Origin of the sequence: Kitasatospora sp. MBT63, assembly GCF_000710465.2 — a bacterium.
In the GTDB taxonomy this organism is placed as follows: domain Bacteria; phylum Actinomycetota; class Actinomycetes; order Streptomycetales; family Streptomycetaceae; genus Kitasatospora.
Genome location: NZ_JAIZ01000502.1, coordinates 1 through 19,011, shown reverse-complemented (window position 1 = coordinate 19,011; position 19,011 = coordinate 1). Strand labels below are relative to the sequence as shown.

At 74.2% G+C, this 19,011-nt stretch carries 18 protein-coding genes; 4 read left to right on the top strand and 14 right to left on the bottom strand.

Translation table 11 applies throughout. The annotated features are described in order from the left end of the window. The 4 genes from AA75_RS27025 to AA75_RS27010 form a co-directional block, all read right to left on the bottom strand. On the bottom strand, window positions 1–851 hold an 851-nt coding region (locus AA75_RS27025; protein WP_033822875.1), incomplete at its 3' end, for a beta-ketoacyl synthase N-terminal-like domain-containing protein. Between the two features lie 178 nt (window positions 852–1,029). Beyond that, window positions 1,030–1,545 (bottom strand): hypothetical protein, encoded by a 516-nt coding sequence (locus tag AA75_RS27020; RefSeq protein WP_051813460.1) that lies wholly within the window; start codon window positions 1,543–1,545, stop codon window positions 1,030–1,032. A gap of 374 nt (window positions 1,546–1,919) precedes the next feature. Then, window positions 1,920–4,820: an SGNH hydrolase domain-containing protein gene (locus AA75_RS27015; RefSeq protein ID WP_033822880.1), complete on the bottom strand. Its 2,901-nt coding sequence runs from the start codon at window positions 4,818–4,820 to the stop codon at window positions 1,920–1,922. 84 nt (window positions 4,821–4,904) lie between these two features. After that, window positions 4,905–6,560 carry a glycosyltransferase family 2 protein gene (locus AA75_RS27010; protein WP_033822874.1) on the bottom strand — a complete coding sequence of 552 codons (1,656 nt, stop codon included), beginning with the start codon at window positions 6,558–6,560 and terminating at the stop codon, window positions 4,905–4,907. A gap of 305 nt (window positions 6,561–6,865) precedes the next feature. Between AA75_RS27010 and AA75_RS27005 the strand changes: the two genes are divergently transcribed. Then, window positions 6,866–7,057: a hypothetical protein gene (locus AA75_RS27005; RefSeq protein WP_033822873.1), complete on the top strand. Its 192-nt coding sequence runs from the start codon at window positions 6,866–6,868 to the stop codon at window positions 7,055–7,057. A gap of 12 nt (window positions 7,058–7,069) precedes the next feature. On the opposite strand, the gene AA75_RS27000 is transcribed toward AA75_RS27005, so the two are convergent. Further along, on the bottom strand, window positions 7,070–7,390 hold the full coding sequence (locus AA75_RS27000) for a helix-turn-helix transcriptional regulator (RefSeq protein WP_033822879.1): 321 nt from the start codon (window positions 7,388–7,390) through the stop codon (window positions 7,070–7,072). Between the two features lie 170 nt (window positions 7,391–7,560). Between AA75_RS27000 and AA75_RS26995 the strand changes: the two genes are divergently transcribed. Next, complete coding sequence (locus AA75_RS26995) at window positions 7,561–8,652, top strand: NADH:flavin oxidoreductase/NADH oxidase (protein ID WP_033822872.1); 1,092 nt, start codon at window positions 7,561–7,563, stop codon at window positions 8,650–8,652. A 24-nt stretch (window positions 8,653–8,676) separates the two neighbouring features. On the opposite strand, the gene AA75_RS26990 is transcribed toward AA75_RS26995, so the two are convergent. Both AA75_RS26990 and AA75_RS26985 read right to left on the bottom strand, forming a co-directional pair. Further along, on the bottom strand, window positions 8,677–9,000 hold the full coding sequence (locus tag AA75_RS26990) for a hypothetical protein (RefSeq protein WP_033822871.1): 324 nt from the start codon (window positions 8,998–9,000) through the stop codon (window positions 8,677–8,679). A gap of 138 nt (window positions 9,001–9,138) precedes the next feature. Then, window positions 9,139–9,834: a FadR/GntR family transcriptional regulator gene (locus AA75_RS26985; RefSeq protein ID WP_033822870.1), complete on the bottom strand. Its 696-nt coding sequence runs from the start codon at window positions 9,832–9,834 to the stop codon at window positions 9,139–9,141. A 127-nt stretch (window positions 9,835–9,961) separates the two neighbouring features. Between AA75_RS26985 and AA75_RS26980 the strand changes: the two genes are divergently transcribed. Both AA75_RS26980 and AA75_RS26975 read left to right on the top strand, forming a co-directional pair. Next, the gene (locus tag AA75_RS26980; RefSeq protein ID WP_033822869.1) at window positions 9,962–10,501 is read left to right on the top strand and encodes a gluconokinase; all 540 of its coding nucleotides are present in this window, start codon (window positions 9,962–9,964) and stop codon (window positions 10,499–10,501) included. Between the two features lie 11 nt (window positions 10,502–10,512). Next, a complete protein-coding gene (locus AA75_RS26975) occupies window positions 10,513–11,889 on the top strand; it encodes a gluconate:H+ symporter (protein ID WP_033822878.1) in 1,377 nt (458 codons plus the stop codon). 32 nt (window positions 11,890–11,921) lie between these two features. Here the strand turns inward: AA75_RS26975 and AA75_RS26970 are convergent, their stop codons facing one another. The 7 genes from AA75_RS26970 to AA75_RS54110 all read right to left on the bottom strand — a co-directional run. Beyond that, a complete protein-coding gene (locus AA75_RS26970) occupies window positions 11,922–12,155 on the bottom strand; it encodes a hypothetical protein (protein WP_033822868.1) in 234 nt (77 codons plus the stop codon). A gap of 16 nt (window positions 12,156–12,171) precedes the next feature. After that, window positions 12,172–13,317 carry an inorganic phosphate transporter gene (locus AA75_RS26965; RefSeq protein ID WP_033822867.1) on the bottom strand — a complete coding sequence of 382 codons (1,146 nt, stop codon included), beginning with the start codon at window positions 13,315–13,317 and terminating at the stop codon, window positions 12,172–12,174. A 332-nt stretch (window positions 13,318–13,649) separates the two neighbouring features. Beyond that, window positions 13,650–15,245, bottom strand: coding sequence for a glycerol-3-phosphate dehydrogenase/oxidase (locus AA75_RS26960; RefSeq protein WP_033822866.1), 1,596 nt, complete (start codon window positions 15,243–15,245; stop codon window positions 13,650–13,652). A gap of 156 nt (window positions 15,246–15,401) precedes the next feature. Continuing rightward, a complete protein-coding gene (gene glpK / locus AA75_RS26955; RefSeq protein WP_033822865.1) occupies window positions 15,402–16,919 on the bottom strand; it encodes a glycerol kinase GlpK in 1,518 nt (505 codons plus the stop codon). An 86-nt stretch (window positions 16,920–17,005) separates the two neighbouring features. Continuing rightward, entirely contained in the window at window positions 17,006–17,725 is a 720-nt protein-coding gene (locus AA75_RS26950; RefSeq protein ID WP_033822864.1) for an MIP/aquaporin family protein, read from the bottom strand. Window positions 17,726–18,070: 345 nt separating this feature from the next. After that, a complete protein-coding gene (locus AA75_RS26945) occupies window positions 18,071–18,835 on the bottom strand; it encodes an IclR family transcriptional regulator (RefSeq protein WP_033822863.1) in 765 nt (254 codons plus the stop codon). A 93-nt stretch (window positions 18,836–18,928) separates the two neighbouring features. Next, window positions 18,929–19,011, bottom strand: an 83-nt coding sequence (locus AA75_RS54110; RefSeq protein WP_199520426.1) for a homocysteine S-methyltransferase family protein, incomplete at its 5' end; no start/stop codon positions are given.

The following is a 19,011-nucleotide window of genomic DNA, read 5'->3' as shown; positions in this document are numbered from 1 at the left end:
GGCTTGGTGGAGCTGACCGGGACCCTCGCGGCGTGCGGTCCCAGGGCGCGGTGCAGTCCGGCGGCCTCGCTGGGGTCGAAGGCCGGTGTGGCGGTGCCGTGCGCGTTGACGTAGCCGACCGCGTCCGGGCCGAGGCCGGCCCGGTGCAGGGCGGCGGCGACGGCCCGCGCGGTGCCGAGCCCGGCCGGGTGCGGTCGTGCGACGTGGTGGGCGTCGCCGGCCTGGCCCCAGCCCGCGATCCGGGCCAGCGGGGTGGCGCCGCGGCGGCGGGCCTCCGCCGGGCTCTCCAGGACCAGTGCCCCGGCGCCGTCGCCGAGCAGCGGTCCCCGCCGTCCGGTGCTGAACGGGCGGGCGATTCCGTCCGGCGCCAGCACGCCGGAGCTGTCGAAGGAGGCGAACGTGTCCTCGGTGACCAGGTGCCCGGCCGCCACCACCAGCCGCGGGTGTTCGCCGAGGGCGAGCTGGGCGGCGGCGTCCGCGACCGCCGAGGCGGCCGCGGCGCAGGCGCCGGTGTGGATCCGCTGGAGGCCGAGCAGGCCGCAGTCGGCGGCGAGCGAGGCGGTGGGCGGGTCCACGGCGGTGGTGAGGTGGCGGGCCAGCAGCAGTGGGGTGACGGCCCGTTCGGCGCCGGTCAGGCCGGCCCCGGTGCAGGCCCGGTCCACCAGCGCGGCCAGTTCCGCCGTCAGGTCGGGGCTGCCCGGCAGCGTGGCCGCGTACCGGGCGCGGCGGCCGGTGACCTCGAAGCGGGTGACCGGGGAGAGCGCGGGTTCGCCGCTCAGCAGGCCGGTCCAGAGGTGCTCGGGTCCGCTCCCGTACGCCGTCAGGGTGGCCAGCCCGGTGATCACCGCCATCCGGTGGCCTCCCGCGGTGGCCGGCGGAGGGCGGCGGGGCGTGGACGAGTGCCGTGCTCGAAGACGTGCATCGTGCCCGAACGCTATCACCCGCCGTGCCCAACTCCGGGGAGGAGAAGCCTCGTTGTGCCGGGGCGTCGGCCCGGCCCGGAGGCCCGGCGGCGGCCGTGACGGCGGCTCAGGAGACGCGCTTGAGCTGCCAGGCGTTCTTGGCGGTGCTCGGGGTCGAGGTGGGCTGGCAGCCGCCGTCGTAGTACTCGCCCACCGAGACCCAGCCGGCCGGCGGCAGCATCGAGGAGCAGGCGTTGACGACCGTGCCGACCGGGTAGCCGGTGAGCTGCTTGAGCTGCCAGGAGTTCTTGTTGAAGCCCTGGTTGGGCGCGTAGACGCAGCCGCTGTTGTAGGAGATGGAGACCGCGACCCAGCCGGCGGGCGGGAGGCTGGAGGCGCAGGCGGTGACGGTGGTCCCGGCGGCGTAGCCGGTGAGCTGCTGCACCTTGCGGATGTTGGGGTTGAAGGTCGATCCGCAGCTGAAGCTGTTCCACCACTGGACGTCGACCCAGCCGCTCGGCGTCAGCGAGGACGAGCAGAGGGTGGCGGTGTCGCCGGGAGCGGCCTGCGCGGTGGACAGCGGGACGGCGGTCAGTGCGGCGGCGGCGCCGAGGACGACGGCGGCGGCACGGAGTCGGGTCATGGGTGGCGGGCTCCTGTTCGGGTCGGTCCGGGGCGGGGGAGGGCGGGCCCCGGGCTTCCATTCCTAACCCGGCGGATCGACGGCGAACAGCCTGTTTCCGGCCCTCCGGGCGGGGTGCGGATCGCGCCATCGCCGCAGGTCGGAGGGGTCCGGCGGGCCGGATCCCACCGGCGCACGGCGCATCAGCCGGCGATAAGTCACTCTTTCTCCACGTCAGCAGATGTGCATGTGCTGAGGGCTGCCTGCACCGCCCGGCCCGCTGCCTGCACCGCCCGGCCCGCTGCCTGCGCCGCCCGCCCGGCCCGCTGCCCGGACCGGCCGGTCCCCGCGGCTGCTGCTCCCGGGGCCGGCCCGTCCGGGCGATGACGGGTGCCTCAGCCCCGGGTCGCCGCCGACACGTAGCGCACCCGCATCGGGTTCCCCGGCTCGGTCGCCGCGGTGAGCGGGACGCCGTACGCGTCGGGCAGGCCGCCGCCCACCGCCACGTCCAGCACCACGAACATCCCGTGGTGCACGGCCCGGTCCCAGGCCTCGGCCCCGACCTGATCGGCGGTCACCCGGTGGTACTCGGCGCCGTCCAGGTACCAGCGGACCTGCTCCGGCGCCGTCGAACGGTCGACCTCCACCGCGTACGTGTGGAACCCGCCGCCCCAGCAGTCCGCGCACGGCCGAAGGCCCGAGCCGAGGCCCGCCGGCTCCCGGCACGGCCCGCCCTGCGCCGTACCGCAGTGCAGCGTGCCGAAGACCGACGGCCGGCCGCCCACCGCCTCCAGCACGTCCAGCTCGCCGACGCCCGGCCAGCCCGTGTACCCGTCGCGCAGCGCGCCGCCCAGCGTCCAGAACGCCGGCCAGTACCCGCCGGCGGCCGGACCGCCCACCGCCGGCAGCGCGATCGAGGCCTCGATCCGCAGCACACCGCCGGGCGGCGCGGCCAGGTCCGCGCGCCGGGTCTCGATCCGGCCCGAACTCCACCGCCCGCCGGCCAGCGTCGGCCGGATCTCCAGCGCGCCGGCGCCGTCCAGCCGGACGTTCTCGGCCGAGTCGGTCATCGTCTCGACCTCGCCGGTGCCCCACTGGGCGGCCGGGCAGCCCGGGTAGCAGGTGCCGAGGTCGTACTGCCACAGGTCCGCGGAGGGCCGGCGCCCGGCCGGGCCGTCGAACTCGTCCCGCAGCACCTCGGTCCAGCCCGCGCCCCCCGCGGGCGCCCCGCCCCCGGTGAGCACCCCGGCCTCGACGAGCAGCCGCTCCAAGCGCGGCGCCAGCACCACCGCCGCCGTGTTGGTCAGGTGCGCGTCGTCCCGGTACAGCACCACCCGGTCCAGCACCGCGGGGCAGCTGCGCCCCGAGCCCGGGCACAGCACCGGGTTGACGGAGACGCTGCGCACGCCCGGCACCGAGCCGGCGGCCACCGCCTCGGCCAGCGGGTCCGGCCACAGGCCCGCCGGGCGGGCGAACCCGCAGGCCGCCGGATCCGCGGTGTGCCCGGACAGGCAGGCGGGCACGTCCAGGCCCGGCACCGGGGTGTCCTGGAGGTAGACGATCGGCACGCCGAGCGCCCGCAGCGGATCCAGGGTCTGCTGCCAGCCGCGCAGCAACTGCTCGCGGTCCGCGGTGTAGCGGTTCAGCGAGGCGACCACGATCAGCGTCGGCTTCGGCCCGCCGCGCAGCCGCTCCAGCGCGGCCGACCGCCACTGGTCGCACTCCTGGTAGACGCGGCCGAGCTGCGGGTTGACCACCGGCACCTGCGGCAGCGGGCAGCCCTGCTTGACGAGCTCCTCCAGCGCCCAGTGCCGCTGCGCCGCGATGCCGAGCAGCGGGGAGAACCACTGCCCGGCGTGCGAGTCGCCGAGCAGCACGATCCGGTCGGCCGCGGCCGGGTCGCCGAACCGGCAGTCCGGGCTGGTGACGGCGGCCGGCGGCACCTCGCAGGCACCGTCCGGCGGGAAGTCCTGCCGGGCCTGCACCGGGTTGGGCACCACCGGGCCGCGGGTGGCCCCGCCCGGCAGCAGCAGTGACGTTCCGTCGGGATTCCCGGCGGCCAGCCCGGCCAGGTCCACCGGTCCGGCCGGGCCGAGCACCCGCAGCGTCCCGGTCCCCACCACCAGCGCCAGCACCACCGGCAGCACCACGGCCGTCAGGCCCAGCGACAGCCCGCGCCTGGGCAGCTCCGCCACCACCCGGCTGCGCCGCAGCGGCCGCTCCACCCAGCGCATCGCCGCATACGCGGGCAGCGCGGCGGCGCAGGTCAGCAGCGTCCGCACGGGCCGGCCGAGCACGCCGAAGCGGGCCTCGGCGAGCACCAGCACCGGCCAGTGCCACAGGTAGAGGTTGTACGAGAGCCGGCCGAGCGCCCGCGGCGCCCGGGTGCCGAGCAGCCGCCCGACGGTGTGCGGGCCGCGGCCGTCCCGGTCGGCGGTCCCGGCCAGGATCACCGCCGCCGTGCCGGCCGTGGGCAGCAGCGCGGCCCATCCCGGGTACGCGGTGGCGGCGTCGAAGCCCAGCACGGACCAGCCGATCGCGGCCAGTCCGGCCCAGCCGAGCAGTTCACGGGCCGCGCGCGGCCCGCGCAGCCGGTGCCAGGGCGCGACCGCGAGCAGCGCGCCGGCCCCGAACTGCCAGGCCCGGGACGGGGTGCCGAGGTAGGCGAGGGAGACCGAACCGGCGGTCCAGTGCAGCGCCAGCGCGAACGAGGCGGCGGTCAGGCCAGCGGTCACGGCGCCCAGGACCGGGCCGAGCACCGGTGTCCGCGCCCGCCGGCGGCGGGCGGTCACCAGCACCACCAGGGCCACCAGCGGCGCCCACGCCAGGTAGAACTGCTCCTCCACCGCCAGCGACCAGAAGTGCAGCAGCGGGCTCTGGTCCCGCCCGGCGGCCAGGTAGTCGGTCTGCAGGCCGATGAAGCGCCAGTTGGCGACCGACAGGGCGGCCGCCAGCACGTCGTGCTCCAGGTCGGTACGGCGCAGCGGCACGGTCAGCCAGGCACCGGCGACCGCCACCACCGCCAGCACGAGGGCGGCGGACGGCAGCAGGCGGCGGGCCCGGCGGGAGAAGAACTCGGCGAGGTGGATCCGGCCGTGGGCGGCGGCCTCCCGGACCAGCAGGCCGGTGATCAGGTAGCCGGACAGGACGAAGAAGACGTCGACGCCGACGAACCCGCCGGCCAGGCCGGGGACGGCGGCGTGGAAGCCGAGGACGGCGAGGACCGCGACGGCGCGCAGCCCCTCCAGGTCGGGGCGGAAGCGGCGTTCGCCGGGGGCGGGCCGCGGGGTGAGCACGGTGAGCGGGTCGGTCTGCTGGTCGGGCCGCTGGTCGGGCCGCTGGTCGGGGTCAGCGCTGACGGACACGGGTGTGACGACCTTTCAGCCCAGCCAGGGCAGCATCGGCGCCACCCAGCCGGAGGCGAGCAGTGCGGTCAGGGCGAGCGAGCTGGTCACGGCCAGCGCCTCGGGCCAGCGGCGCGGGCGCATCGAGGGCCGGGCGCGGCCGGGGCGCTGCGTGCCGCGCAGTTCGACGGCGAGGTCGCGGACCAGCGGCAGCCCGATCTGGGCCTGGACCAGCAGGTACAGGCCGAGGCCCCAGGTCGGCCACCAGCCGTACGCGGCGACGGCGAGGGCGAGGCCGACGGCGGTGGCCGCGAGGACGCCGGCCGTCCAGAGCATGGTCACCAGCACCACCCGCCGGGCCATCCCGCCGGGGCGGGTCCGGCCCGCTCCGGTGGGTACCCAGGCGGCGCTGCGCCCGCGCAGGGTGTGCAGCAGGGCGGCGCCGGCCGCGAAGGCCATCAGGGTGTTGGCCCGGATCACCTCGATCCGCCAGCGGGTCCGGCTGACCCGGGGCAGCAGCACGTGCCACAGCCACAGCAGCGAGATCAGCGGCAGCGCGTACCAGGCCCGGACCTGGCCGGGGAACCAGAACAGCATCACCAGCGGTGGCAGCGGGGCGGTGAGGATGTTGACGAACATGGTCAGGTAGCCGACCACGCCCTCGTAGTAGCACAGCCGCATCCGCCAGGGCAGTCCCAGCCGGGCCAGCTCGGAGCCGCCGAGCAGGTGCAGGTTGCCCATCGCCCAGCGGTACTGCTGGTTGACGAAGGGGGCGAGGCCCGCCGGGGAGGTGCCCTTGGCGACCAGCACCGGCACGTACACGGTGCGGTAGCCGCGCCCGTGCAGGGCGAGGCCGGTGTACATGTCCTCGCTGTGGTCGAGCCGGGCGAAGCCGCCGGCGGCCTCGATCGCGGCGCGCCGGTAGACGGCGTTGCTGCCGCAGCAGATCGCCGCGTCGCTGGCGTCGCGGGAGGGCTGGATCCAGCGGAAGAACCACTCCTGGGCGGCCCCGGCGGCGCGTTCGATCCAGCCCATCGAGGGGTCGGTGTCGAAGCACTGCGGGCTCTGCACGATACCGACCCCGGGGTCGGCCAGGTACGGCACCAGGTGGTGCAGGAAGTCGGGCCGGGGGGCGAAGTCGGCGTCCAGGATGGCGATGAACTCGCCGTCGCCGAGGCCGAGCGCGTGGTTGAGGTTGCCGGCCTTCTTCAGGTGGCCGCGGTCGGGCCGCACCACGTACCGGTAGCCGTGGGCGCGGGCCAGGCCGGCCACCTCGGGGCGGTCCGCGTCGTCGAGCACCCAGACGGTCAGCGCACCGGGCCAGCGCAGGCCGGCGACCGCGCGGTAGGCGTTGGCGAGCACCGGCAGCGGTTCGCCGCAGGTCGGCAGGTAGAGGTCAACGGCCGGGGCGGTGGCGGGCCGCCAGGCGGCCAGCAGCAGTTCGTGCGAGCGGCGGGTGAAGCGGCGCCCGCGCAGCCCGTTGACGCAGGACAGCACCAGGGCGACCAGGTTGAGCGCGAGCACGGCCAGGAACGGCCAGAGCGCGGCGGTGCGCAGCGAGAAGGACACCATGGTCAGCGCGGAGCAGACGAAGGCGAGCGAGGAGCAGATCGGTACCCAGCGGCGCTGTGGGCCGAAGTACCAGTAGAGCTCGCGGTCGGTCGGTGGCGCCGGTAGGTGATCGGCAGTCATAGGGCCCCCACAGCCGTCGAATTGGGACGTCTCGAGGTCAGGCTACCGGATTGGTATAGACCATCTGTCGATCAAGGATGAACACCCGGACAACTCCGGTGACGGGCGCGTTGCGCCCGGCGCGGGCGGGCCCGCGGCGAGGCCGGTGCGGCCGACGCGCGGCGGAGGGATCACTCCATCGTGGGCGTGGCGCAGGTCGGACCGGCAGCTGGTTGATGATTTGTCGGCATTCGTCCATGCTGGACGCCCGGGCGGAACTTCCCCGAGCAGAGGGTCTTCGTCCACATCGGCACCGGAGGGCGGCCGTGACAGAGAACTTCGGCGTGGAGCTTCGCGAGCAGCTGGCATCGGCCCGCCGGGCGCTGGAGCAGGCGCGGGCCGAGGGGGACGAGGACGGGGTGGAGGCCTACCGGGGCCGGATCACCGCCCTGCTGCGGATCGCCGCCCGCAACGGCATCGACCTCCCGCACACCGCCGAGGAGGGTCGGGAGGACTGACCGTCCGGCCCCTCAGGGCCGGGCGGCGTCGCGCTGCGCGGCCAGGGCGGCGACCACGCTCTCCAGCAGGCCGGGGTACAGCCGGGCCAGGTCGTCCCGGCGCAGCGCGTTCATCTTCGAGGTGCCCTTGCGCCACTGCCGGATCACGCCGGCCTCGCGCAGCACCCGGAAGTGGTGGGTGCTGGTGGACTTGGTCACCGGCAGGTCGATGGCGAGGCAGTTCAGCGCGGCCCCCGGCGCGGCCAGCTCGGCCACGATCCGCAGCCGGACCGGGTCGGCGAGCGCGTGCAGCACGCACTCCAGCCGGATCTCGTCGGTGCCGGGCTCGGGCAGGGTGGTGCACGCCTCCGCCGCCCCGGGCGCTGTCTCCGCTGTGGTCTGGTGCACACCTCATGGTACGAGAGTTCTCGTAGTTTGACAGTTCTCGTAGTTTGACAGTTCTCGTAGTACGGCGGCTATCGTACGAACGTCACCGTGACCCCGCCGCCTTCCGGAGGACCCGCATGAGTGCCCTGTTCGAGCCGCTCACCCTGCGCTCGCTGACCATTCCCAACCGGGTCTGGATGTCGCCGATGTGCATGTACTCCGCCGCCCCCGAGGGGCCCGAGGAGGGCGTGGCCACCGACTTCCACCTGGCCCACCTCGGCTCCCGCGCCGCCGGCGGCACCGGACTGGTGATGGTCGAGGCCACCGGCGTGAGCCCCGAGGGCCGGATCTCCCCGTACGACCTCGGGCTGTGGAACGACCGGCAGCAGCAGGCGCTGGCCCGGGTCGCCGCCCTGATCGCCGGCCACGGCGCGGTCCCGGCGATCCAGCTCGCCCACGCCGGCCGGAAGGCGGGCTCCCGGCAGCCGTGGCTCGGCGGCACGCCGCTCGACGCCGCCGAGGGCGGCTGGCAGCCGGTCGGCCCGTCCCTGCTCGCCTTCGCCGACCACCCGCTGCCGCACGAGCTGACCGTCGAGGAGATCGCCGAGGTGGTCCGGTCCTTCGCCCGGGCCGCCGAGCGCGCGCTGGCCGCCGGTTTCCGGGTGGCCGAGGTGCACGGCGCGCACGGCTACCTGATCCACTCCTTCCTGTCCCCGGCGGCCAACCACCGCACCGACGGCTACGGCGGCTCCTTCGCCGGGCGGGCCCGGCTCGCCCTGGAGGTGACCGCCGCGGTGCGCGCCGTCTGGCCGCAGGAGCTGCCGGTGTTCTTCCGGGTGTCCGCCACCGACTGGCTGCCCGGCGAGCCCAGTTGGACCCTGGAGGAGAGCGTCCTGCTGGCCAAGGAGCTCGCCGCCGCCGGCGCCGACCTGGTCGACGTCTCCAGCGGCGGCCTCGCCCCGCACGCCGAGATCACCACCGGCCCCGGCTACCAGGTGCCCTTCGCGGCCGGGATCCGGGCCGCGGCCGGGCTGCCGGTCAGCGCCGTCGGCCTGATCACCGAGCCCGAGCAGGCCGAGCGGATCCTGCGCGACGGTCACGCCGACGCCGTGATGCTCGGCCGCGAACTGCTGCGCAACCCGTACTGGGCGCACGACGCCGCCCGCGCCCTGGGCGCCGAGCGCCGCTGGCCCCGGCAGTACGGCTTCGCCGTCGGCAGCCGCGGCTGACCCCGGGGCGGGCCCCGGGGCCCGTCAGCCCCGCGAAGGCGCCCGGCGGCCGTCCACCGCCGGGCGCCTTCGCGCCTTCTCCCGGCTGCCGGCCAGCGGCGACTGGGCGTGCGGCCCGTGCGCCCGCTGGGCGGCGACCTGACGGGCGATCACGATCTCCAGCAGGCACCAGGCGCAGCCGAACACCCCGAGCGCCATGCCCAGCAGGGCGGGCGTCAGCAGACCGCTGCGGGCGTACGAGGCGAGGACCGCCACCATCAGTGCCACCAGGGTGAAGGCGACGCAGAGCACGGCCCGGACGGCGGCGGACCGCACCTCGTCCGGGAGTCGGCGGCGTGCGGCGGACATTCGGCAACCCCCCAAGGCTGGCGCCGCGCAGGGCGCGCGGGCGCATGGCGCGCGCCGGTACGACCGACGGTGGCGCGTCCACGGCCCAGCCTGCCCCCTGCGCACCGGATCATTCCACCCGTCCGGCGGGCGCCCGGCTCAGTCCAGGGTCGCGTCCAACTCCTCCAGCGCCCCCAACACGATGGTGCGCATCGCCCGTTCGGCCGATTCCGGATCGCCGGCGCAGATCGCCTCCGCGACCTCCCGGTGCAGCCGCACCGCGTACTCGCGCGGCTGGTGCGGCATCAGGTGGTGCTCGGTCCGGCCGGTCAGCACCGCGCCGACGGTGTCGCCCAGGTGGGCGAACATCTCGTTCCCGCTGGCCCGCAGCACCGCCGAGTGGAAGGCGATGTCGTGTCGCAGGAAGGTCTCCAGGTCGGCGGCGCGGGCGCTGACGGTCAGTTCGACGGCCAGCGCGCTCAGCTCCCGCCGGTCGTCGTCCCCGGCCTGACGGGCCGCCAGCGCGGCCGCGGCCGGTTCGACCGCGACCCGCAGTGAGCCGAGCGAACGCAGTTGGGCGGCCCGGCCGCTCCCCGCCAGCCGCCAGCGGATCACCAGCGGGTCGAAGACGTCCCAGTCGCGCTGCGGCAGCACCGTCGAGCCGACCCGCCGCCGGGACTCGACCATCCGCATCGACTCCAGGATCCGCACCGCCTCCCGGACCACCGTGCGCGAGACGCCGTAGCGCTCCTCCAGCTCCTCCGCGCGCAGCACCGTACCGGCCGGGAGCTCCCCCGAGGCGATGGCCGGACCGAGGTCCGCGAGCAGTCGGCCCGGCAGGCCCTGGATCTCCATCGGGCCAGCCTAGTGCCGCGGCACCGCCGGCCAGTAAAAGTATGACGATTAAGTTTCATCCCCTTGAATAAGTCATACCTTTGCGTCACAGTTGCCCGCGGAACAGGCAGAACAGGAGCACCACCCCATGGCTCTCACCGTCGAGAACCGGCCGCCCGTGATCGTCGTCATGGGCGTCTCAGGCGTCGGCAAGACCACCGTCGCCGAGCTGCTGGCCGACCTCCTCCACCTGCCCCACGCGGAGGCCGACGACTTCCACCCGGCGGCCAACATCGCCAAGATGTCGGCCGGCATCCCGCTGGACGACCGGGACCGGCAGCCCTGGCTGACCGCCCTGGGCGGCTGGCTCGGCGAACGCCGGGCCGCCGGGACCGGGGGAGTGGTCACCTGTTCCGCGCTCAAACGCCGCTACCGCGACACCCTGCGCGCCCACTGCCCCGACGCGTTCTTCCTCCACCTCAGCGGCGACCACCGCCTGGTCGAGGACCGCCTCGCCCACCGCAGCGGCCACTTCATGCCGGCCTCGCTGCTCGACTCCCAGTACGCCGCCCTGGAGCCGCTCGGACCCGACGAGCGCGGCGCCGTCCTGGACGTCGGCCCCGCCCCCTACGACCTCGCCGAGATGGCCGCACAGCTGGTGCGGCCCGTCAATGGAGACCTCGCGTGACCACCAGAGCGCTGCTCGCGGCCGCCCCACCGGCCTTGCCCCACACCGGCGACGACACCACGCTGCTGATCGCGGTGCTGCTCAGCATCGCCGCCATCGTGCTGCTGATCACCAAGCTGAAGCTGCACCCGTTCCTCGCCCTGACCCTCGGCTCGGGCCTGCTGGCCGCCGTGGCCGGCGCCCCCTTCGACAAGCTGACCAGCAGCTTCGCCACCGGCTTCGGCGCCACCGTCAGCGGCGTCGGCCTGCTGATCGGCCTCGGCGCGATGCTCGGCAAGCTGCTCGCCGACTCCGGCGGGGCCAACATCATCGCGGACACCGTGCTCGCCCGCTCCGGCCGCCGGGCGCTGCCCTGGGCGATGGCCCTGATCGCGGCGGTGCTCGGCCTGCCGCTGTTCTTCGAGGTCGGCGTGGTGCTGCTGGTGCCGATCGTGCTGCTGGTCGCGCGGCGCGGCAACGTCCCGCTGCTGCGGATCGGCATCCCCGCGCTGGCCGGCCTGTCCGTCCTGCACGGCCTGGTACCCCCGCACCCCGGCCCGCTGGTCGCCGTCGACGCGCTCAAGGCCGACCTCGGCATCACCCTGGCGCTCGGCCTGCTGATCGCCGTCCCCACCCTGGTGGTCGCCGGGCCGCTGTTCGCCCGCGTCGCCGAACGCTGGGTCGGGCCGCTGGAGGTGCCCGCCCCCCAGGCCCCCGCCGAGGCCGAACGCCCCGAGCACACACCCCGGTTCGGCGCCGTCCTGGCCACCATCCTGCTGCCGGTCGCCCTGATGCTCGGCAAGGCCCTGGTCGACGTGGTGGTCGACGACCCGAAGGCGACCGCGCAGCGGATCTTCGACTTCATCGGCTCCCCGCTGGTCGCCCTGCTCGCCGCGACCCTGCTCGGCATGGTCACCCTCGGCCGGGCCGCCGGCTTCGACAAGGCCCGGATCTCCGCCACCGTGGCGGGGTCGCTGGCGCCGATCGCCGGCATCGTCTTCATCGTCGGCGCGGGCGGCGGCTTCAAGCAGACCCTGATCGACGTCGGGGTCGGCGAGGCGGTCAGCCAGTGGGCCGGCCGCTGGCACGTCTCCGCCCTGCTGCTCGGCTGGCTGATCGCCGTCCTGATCCGGCTGGCCACCGGCTCCGCCACGGTGGCCACCATCACCGCCGCCGGCATCGTCGCGCCGCTCGCCGCCGGGATGTCCAGCACCCACGCGGCCCTGCTGGTGCTCGCCATCGGCGCCGGCTCGCTGTTCTTCTCGCACGTCAACGACGCCGGCTTCTGGCTGGTCAAGGAGTACTTCGGGATGACGGTCGGCCAGACGGTCAAGTCCTGGTCGGTGATGGAGACGGTGATCTCGGTGGTCGCCATCGCCCTGATCATGCCGCTCAGCCTGATCGTCTAGGGCCGCGTCAGGCGGCGGACCGTCCGGCCGGGTCAGTCGTGGAACTGCGGGATGATCAGATACAGCCCGTAGGCCACGGCGGCCGCGCAGGCCAGGAAGCACAGCGCGGCCCCCGCCAGGGCGGCGGCCGAGGTCCGGCCGCCGTCCTTGGCGTCCTGGTAGGCCAGCGTCGACCGCACCCCCAGGGTGAACACCACCGCGACCGCCACCGTCGCGCCGATGCTGACGGCGGTCACCTCGCCCAGCGCGCTCCAGTGCACTGCCACGGTGCCTCCTTCCGGCTCAGCTGCCCGCGGCCGCGGGCTGCGGGTTGACCGTCACGGTCCGGGAGTCGTTGACGTTGTCGGCGGTGACCGGGCTGCGCCGGGACAGCAGGTAGATCACCCCGGCCGCGGCCACGGCGACCACCGCCACCACCACCGTGCCGGCCGTACCGCCGTGCACCACGACCGCGGAGGCGGCGCCGCCGACCAGGCCGGCCGCGGGCAGCGTCACCAGCCAGGCGATCACCATCCGGCCGGCCGTCGACCAGCGGACCTCCGACCCGCGGCGGCCGAGCCCGGAGCCGATGATGCTGCCGCTGCAGACCTGGGTGGTGGAGAGCGCGAACCCGAGGTGGGCGGAGCTCAGGATGACCGTCGCGGAGGCGGTCTCGGCGGAGAAGCCCTGGGGCGAGTGGATGTCCGCGAGCCCCCGGCCGAGCGTCCTGATGATGCGCCAGCCGCCGAGGTAGGTCCCCAGGCCGATCGCCAGGCCCGAGGTGAGGATCACCCAGGTCGGCGGCCCGGCGCCGGTCGACAGCGCACCGGCGGAGATCAGGCTGAGGGTGATCACGCCCATGGTCTTCTGGGCGTCGTTGGTGCCGTGGGCCAGCGATACCAGCGAGGCCGAGCCGATCTGCCCGGACCGGAAGCCCTTGGTGACCGACTCCTCGTCGGCCCGTCCGCTGAGCCGGTAGGCCAGGTAGGTGGCCAGCGCCGCGGCGATCCCCGCCACCACCGGCGCGGCGAACGCCGGGATGATGATCTTCTCCAGCACCTCGTCGAAGTTCACGGCCTTCTGCCCGGCGCCGACCCAGGCGGCGCCGACCAGCCCGCCGATCAGCGCGTGCGAGGAGCTCGAGGGGAGCCCGAGCAGCCAGGTGAACAGGTTCCAGAGGATCGCGCCGACCAGCCCCGCGAAGATCATCCCCAGTGTGACCAGGCCGTCGTCGACGATGCCCCCGGAGATGGTCTTGGCGACCGCCGTCGACAGGAGCGCGCCGACCACGTTGAGCACCGCGCTCACCAGCACCGCCACCCGTGGCGGGAGTGCGCCGGTGGCGATCGAGGTCGCCATGGCGTTCGCGGTGTCGTGGAAGCCGTTGGTGAAGTCGAACGCCAGAGCTGTGATGATCACCATCACGAGAAGGAACGTGACGTGGGACATGCAGCCAGTAGACCAGCGCACGGCCGCCGCGGACGCAACGACACTCGCCCCGGACGGGCGGCGCACCCGGCCGCGGGTGGCATACGCACGGCCCCTCCCGGCCGAGGCCGCCCGAAGGTCCGTACCCGGACCGGCCTGACCGCCGGCACCGGCCTGATCCCCCTCGGCGGGGCGCTCTTCGCCGCCCACCACCGCCGCGGCACCCACCGCCGCTCCTGAGCCCCCCACCCCCGACCCGGGGCCGGCCCGGTGCCACCGCCGCCCGGAAACGGCGGAGCCGCCCCGCGGGATCTCCCGCGGGGCGGCTCCGGCCGCTTCGGCCCTTCCGGCCGTCAGCCCTGCTGGCGCTTGGCCAGGAAGGCCTCGACCTCGGCGCGGATCTCCGGGGTGTCCAGCCCGCGCACGGTCATGGTGGTGCGGCGGCGCAGCACGTCGTCCACGGTGTACGCCCACTCGCTGTCGGCGGCGTACGCGACCTGGGCCCACACGTCCGGCCCGTCGGCGTGGATCGGCCTGCCGAGCTCCGGGTTGTCCGCGATCAGGCGGGCGATGTCGAAGGACAGGGTGCCGTAGTGGCTGGCCAGGTGCTTGGCCACCAGCGGCTCCATCCGGGAGCCCGGCTCGCGGTCCATCAGCAGGCGGTGCGCGACGGCGTTCGGCGCGCCGACCCCGGGCAGCGGCACGGTGGCGGGGAACGGCGAGACGTCCTCGGCGAAGCCGGTGCCGGGCACGTGCTTGAGCTTCTCCAGCACGGCGCGGCCGATGTGCCGGTAGGTGGTCCACTTGCCGCCGGCCACCGACAGCATGCCGCCGCGGCCCTCGGTGACCACGGTCTCGCGCTTGGCGGCGGCGGTGTCGCCGGGTCCGCCGGGCAGCACCCGCAGGCCGGCGAAGGAGTAGGTGATCAGGTCGCGGTCGAGGTGCTCGTCGCGGATCGCGTGGCCGGCCTCGTCCATGATCTGGTCGATGTCGGCGTCGGTGGCGCGGACGTCCATCGGGTCGCCGGTGTACTCCTCGTCCGTGGTGCCGAGCAGGACGTGGTCCTCCCACGGGATGGCGAAGGAGACGCGGTACTTGTCGATCGGGATGGTCAGCGCGGCGCGCCACGGGGTGCGGCGCTTGACGACCACGTGGGCGCCCTTGGAGAGGCGGATCGACGGCGCTGCGCCGGCGTCCTCCATCTTGCGCAGGTGGTCGACCCACGGGCCGGTGGCGTTGAGCACCAGGCGGGCGCTGACGCCGAACTCGGTGCCGTCCAGGCGGTCCTTCAGCTCGGCGCCGGTGACCCGGGTGCCGGTGAAGCGCAGGCCGGTGACCTCGGCGTGGTTGAGCGCGACGGCGCCGGCCTCGACGGCGGCGCGGACGGTCATCACGGCGACCCGGGAGTCGTTCATCTGGTGGTCGCCGTAGACCGCGACGGCCTGCAGGCCCTCGGTGCGCAGGGCGGGCACCTGCTGGGCGGCGTGCGCGGCGGTGGAGACCCGGCCCATGCCGTCCCGGAAGGCGGAGAGCGCGGAGTACAGGAAGACGCCGGCGCCGAGCTTGGGGGCGCTGTGCGGGCCGCCCTTGTAGACCGGGACGAAGAAGGTCAGCGGGTTGACCAGGTGCGGGGCGACGTCGGTGGCGAGCGCCCGGCGCTCCTTGTGGTTCTCGGCGACCAGCTTGACCGCGCCGGTCTGCAGGTAGCGCAGGCCGCCGTGGACGAGCTTGGAGGAGGCGCTGGAGGTGGCACCGGCGAAGTCGCCGGCGTCGACCATGGCGACCTTCAGGCCGGCCTGGGCGGCGGTCCACGCGGTGGCGGTGCCGAGGATGCCGCCGCCGATCACCAGCAGGTCGTAGGTGGCCTTGCCCAGCAGCTCGCGGGTCTCGGCTCGGGAGGCGGTACGGCCGGCGAAGCGCTCGGCGCCCAGGGTCGGGATGGTTGCCATGGTGTGGTTACGGCGGCGCGTGGTCGGGCGGCGCCGTTTCTCCTCTCGTTGTGCGGTTCGGCCTGGTGCTGCAGGCCGGGTCCCGGCCCCGTGCGGCGGGCCGGTCTCGGAACGCGGAACGACCGGCCGGGGCCTTGGCCCCGGCCGGCTGCCCGGTCAGTTCTGCTCGTCCTCCTCCACCCAGCCCATGGTGCGCTCCACGGCCTTGAGCCACTTCTTGTACTCCCGCTCCCGGGTGGCCTCGTCCATGCGGGGGGTCCACTCGGCGGCGCGGTGCCAGTTGGCCCGCAGGGTGTCCAGGTCGGGCCAGAAGCCGACCGCGAGGCCGGCCGCGTAGGCCGCGCCCAGGGCGGTGGTCTCGGCGACGTACGGGCGCTCGACGGGGGCGTCGAGGACGTCGGCGATGTTCTGCATCAGCAGGTTGTTGGAGGTCATGCCGCCGTCGACCTTGAGGGCGGTGAGTTCGACGCCGGAGTCCTTCTGCATGGCGTCGACGACCTCGCGGGTCTGCCAGGCGGTGGCCTCCAGCACGGCCCGGGCCAGGTGGCCCTTGGTGACGTACCGGGTGAGGCCGGCGATCACGCCGCGGGCGTCGGAGCGCCAGTACGGGGCGAACAGGCCGGAGAAGGCCGGGACGAAGTAGGCGCCGCCGTTGTCCTCGACGGTCGAGGCCAGGGTCTCGATCTCGGCGGCGGTGGAGATGATGCCGAGCTGGTCGCGCAGCCACTGCACCAGCGAGCCGGTGACCGCGATGGAGCCCTCCAGGGCGTACACCGGGGCCTGGTCGCCGATCCGGTAGCCGACCGTGGTGAGCAGGCCGTGGTACGAGTTGACGATCTTCTCGCCGGTGTTCAGCAGCAGGAAGGTGCCGGTGCCGTAGGTGGACTTGGCCTCGCCCTCGCTGAAGCAGGTCTGGCCGAACAGCGCGGCCTGCTGGTCGCCGAGCGCGGAGGCGACCGGGACGCCCGCCAGGTCGCCGACGGCCTCGCCGTAGACCTCGGCAGAGGAGCGGATCTCCGGCAGGACGGACAGCGGCACGCCCATCGACTCGGCGATCTTCTCGTCCCAGGCGAGGGTGGAGAGGTTCATCAGCATGGTGCGGCTGGCGTTGGTCACATCGGTGATGTGCTTGCCGCCGTCGACGCCGCCGGTGAGGTTCCAGATCACCCAGGTGTCCATGGTGCCGAACAGGATGTCCCCGGCCTCGGCGCGCTCCCGCAGCCCCTCGACGTTGTCCAGCAGCCAGCGGATCTTCGGGCCGGCGAAGTAGCTGGCCAGCGGCAGGCCGGTCTCGCGGCGGAAGCGGTCCTGGCCGACGTTGCGGCCGAGCTCGCGGCAGAGCCCCTCGGTGCGGGTGTCCTGCCAGACCAGCGCGTTGTGGACCGGCTCGCCGGTGTTCTTGTCCCACAGGACGGTGGTCTCGCGCTGGTTGGTGATGCCGATCGCGCGGATGTCGTCCTTGGTCAGCCCGGCCTTCTCCAGCGCGCCGCGGACCACCGACTGGACCCGGGTCCAGATCTCGGCGGCGTCGTGCTCGACCCAGCCGGGCTGCGGGAAGATCTGCGAGTGCTCCTGCTGGTCGACGGCGACGATCCGGCCGTCGGCGCCGAAGATGATGCAGCGGCTGGAGGTGGTGCCCTGGTCGATCGCGGCGATGTAGTTGCCAGTGGTCATGAGGTCCTCGGCTCGGGGTGAGGGTTCGGGGTGGGCGGGACTGACGCTGGGTCAGTCCCCGTGCTCAGGCGTGGCGCAAACCGGGGTCAGAAGACCAGGTTGTAGACGCCGCCGGCCAGCAGGCCGCCGACGACCGGGCCGACCACCGGGATCCAGGAGTACGACCAGTCGGAGCCGCCCTTGTGGGGGATCGGCAGCAGCGCGTGGACGATGCGCGGGCCGAGGTCGCGGACCGGGTTGATGGCGTAGCCGGTCGGGCCGCCGAGCGAGAGGCCGATGCCGACCACGGTGAGCGCGACGATCAGGATCCCGGTGCCGGAGGCGGCGAGGCCGGTGGTGAGGCCCTGGGTGAGGATCGCGAAGCAGAGCACGAAGGTGCCGATGACCTCGGTGATCAGGTTCTGGACCGGGTTCCGGATCTCCGGGCCGGTGGAGAAGATGCCGAGCGTCGGCTCCTCGTTGGCCTGGAACTGGCCGAGGTAGGTGAGCCAGACCAGCACCGCGCCGATCATCGCGCCGAGCAGCTGCGAGCCGAGGTAGACCGGCACCTGGCCCCACTCGCCGCTCTTGACCGCGAGTGCCAGGGTCACGGCCGGGTTCAGGTGGGCACCGGACTTCGGGGCGGACATGTAGGCGGCGATCAGGACCGCGAAGCCCCACCCGAAGGTGATCGCGAGCCAGCCGGCGTTGATCGCCTTGGACTTCTTGAGGGTGACAGCGGCGCAGACGCCACCGCCCAGGAGTATCAGGGCGGCGGTACCGAGGGTCTCGCCGACAAAGATGTCGCCGTTGGAGAACGCGGACACACAGACTCCTTCGTCTGCCTGGCTCCTATGTCCGAATGGTCCGGAGCAGGGGGTGCAGGGGGTGGGGGAGCGGTACACATCCCGTCCCGGGGATGTCGTACCGGTGAGCTGCTGGACCGACCACTGAGCGGGTGAGCGCTGGGGGTCGCGGTCTTGTCCAACCGCCGTTCGACATTGTCGACCGACATGCGGAAGCTTCTCCTTCCGGCCACCCCTGCGTCAAGGCCGGGTTATGCACCTGTGACTCACCACCCGCGCACCACCCGCCCCGGACGCGAAAAAGCCATGGCGCGGACCGGCCCGACGGGCCCGTCCACGCCATGGCGGCATGCCGGGAAGCGGTGCTCAGAAGCGGCCGGCCCCCAGGTCACGCGAGATCGCCCGGGCCGCGCTGCGCACCGAGGCGACCAGCGAGGGCTTCACGAAACCGTCCTCACAGACCGTCTCGACCGCACCCGAGATGCACACCGCACCCACCGGGTTGCGCCGGCGGTCCTGGATCAGCGCACCGATCGAGGCCACCCCCTCCCAGGTCTCCTCCACCGAGTCCGACCACCCGCGCTCGCGGATCAGCGCGCACTCCGCGTCCACGTCCGCCGGATCGGTCAGGGTGCGCAGCGTGTACGCCTCCAGCGGCTCCTCGCCCAGCTCACCGCGGGCCACCGGGTCGTACGCCAGCAGCACCTTGCCCAGCGCCGTGCTGTGCAGTGGCTGCATCGAGCCGACCTCCAGCACCTGCCGGGTGTCGTCCGGCCGGAAGACGTGGTGCACGATCAGCACGCCGCGCTGGTGCAGCACCCCCAGGTAGACCGTCTCACCGGACGCCCGGGCCAGGTCGTCGGCCCACACCAGCGCCCGGGCGCGCAGCTCGTGCACGTCGAGGTAGCTCTGGCCGAGCCGCAGCAGCTCGGCGCCCAGCTGGTACTTGCCGCTCTCCGCGTCCTGCTCGACGAACCCCTCCTGCTGGAGGGTGCGCAGGATCCCGTGGGCCGTCCCCTTGGCCAGGTCCAGCGCCGTGGCCACCTCGGACAGGCCCAGGCGGCGCTCGCCGCCGGCCAACAGGCGCAGTATCGCGGCGGCCCGGGAGAGCGACTGGATCGGGCCGGGCATCCGCTACCTCCGCTGACAGACGGTCGACAATGTCGACCGCAAGAGTACCGCCATGAGTGTGCCAGTCCGCAGGCCGTGCGTGCACCTTTCCGATCACAACGCCCGGACGGCACCGGCCAGCGCGGCGATCTCCCGCTCACCGACCCGGCAGCAGCCGCCCACCAGCCGCGCCCCGG

What these genes read in the sequence shown, in the direction of transcription:
- glpK (WP_033822865.1), bottom strand. Translation starts at nt 16,919, where the DNA reads ATGACCACTGGCAACTACATCGCCGCGATCGACCAGGGCACCACCTCC.
- AA75_RS26985 (WP_033822870.1), bottom strand. Translation starts at nt 9,834, where the DNA reads ATGGAGATCCAGGGCCTGCCGGGCCGACTGCTCGCGGACCTCGGTCCG.
- AA75_RS26990 (WP_033822871.1), bottom strand. Translation starts at nt 9,000, where the DNA reads ATGTCCGCCGCACGCCGCCGACTCCCGGACGAGGTGCGGTCCGCCGCC.
- AA75_RS27020 (WP_051813460.1), bottom strand. Translation starts at nt 1,545, where the DNA reads ATGACCCGACTCCGTGCCGCCGCCGTCGTCCTCGGCGCCGCCGCCGCA.
- AA75_RS26960 (WP_033822866.1), bottom strand. Translation starts at nt 15,245, where the DNA reads ATGGCAACCATCCCGACCCTGGGCGCCGAGCGCTTCGCCGGCCGTACC.
- AA75_RS26965 (WP_033822867.1), bottom strand. Translation starts at nt 13,317, where the DNA reads ATGTCCCACGTCACGTTCCTTCTCGTGATGGTGATCATCACAGCTCTG.
- AA75_RS26980 (WP_033822869.1), top strand. Translation starts at nt 9,962, where the DNA reads ATGGCTCTCACCGTCGAGAACCGGCCGCCCGTGATCGTCGTCATGGGC.
- AA75_RS27010 (WP_033822874.1), bottom strand. Translation starts at nt 6,560, where the DNA reads ATGACTGCCGATCACCTACCGGCGCCACCGACCGACCGCGAGCTCTAC.
- AA75_RS26945 (WP_033822863.1), bottom strand. Translation starts at nt 18,835, where the DNA reads ATGCCCGGCCCGATCCAGTCGCTCTCCCGGGCCGCCGCGATACTGCGC.
- AA75_RS26995 (WP_033822872.1), top strand. Translation starts at nt 7,561, where the DNA reads ATGAGTGCCCTGTTCGAGCCGCTCACCCTGCGCTCGCTGACCATTCCC.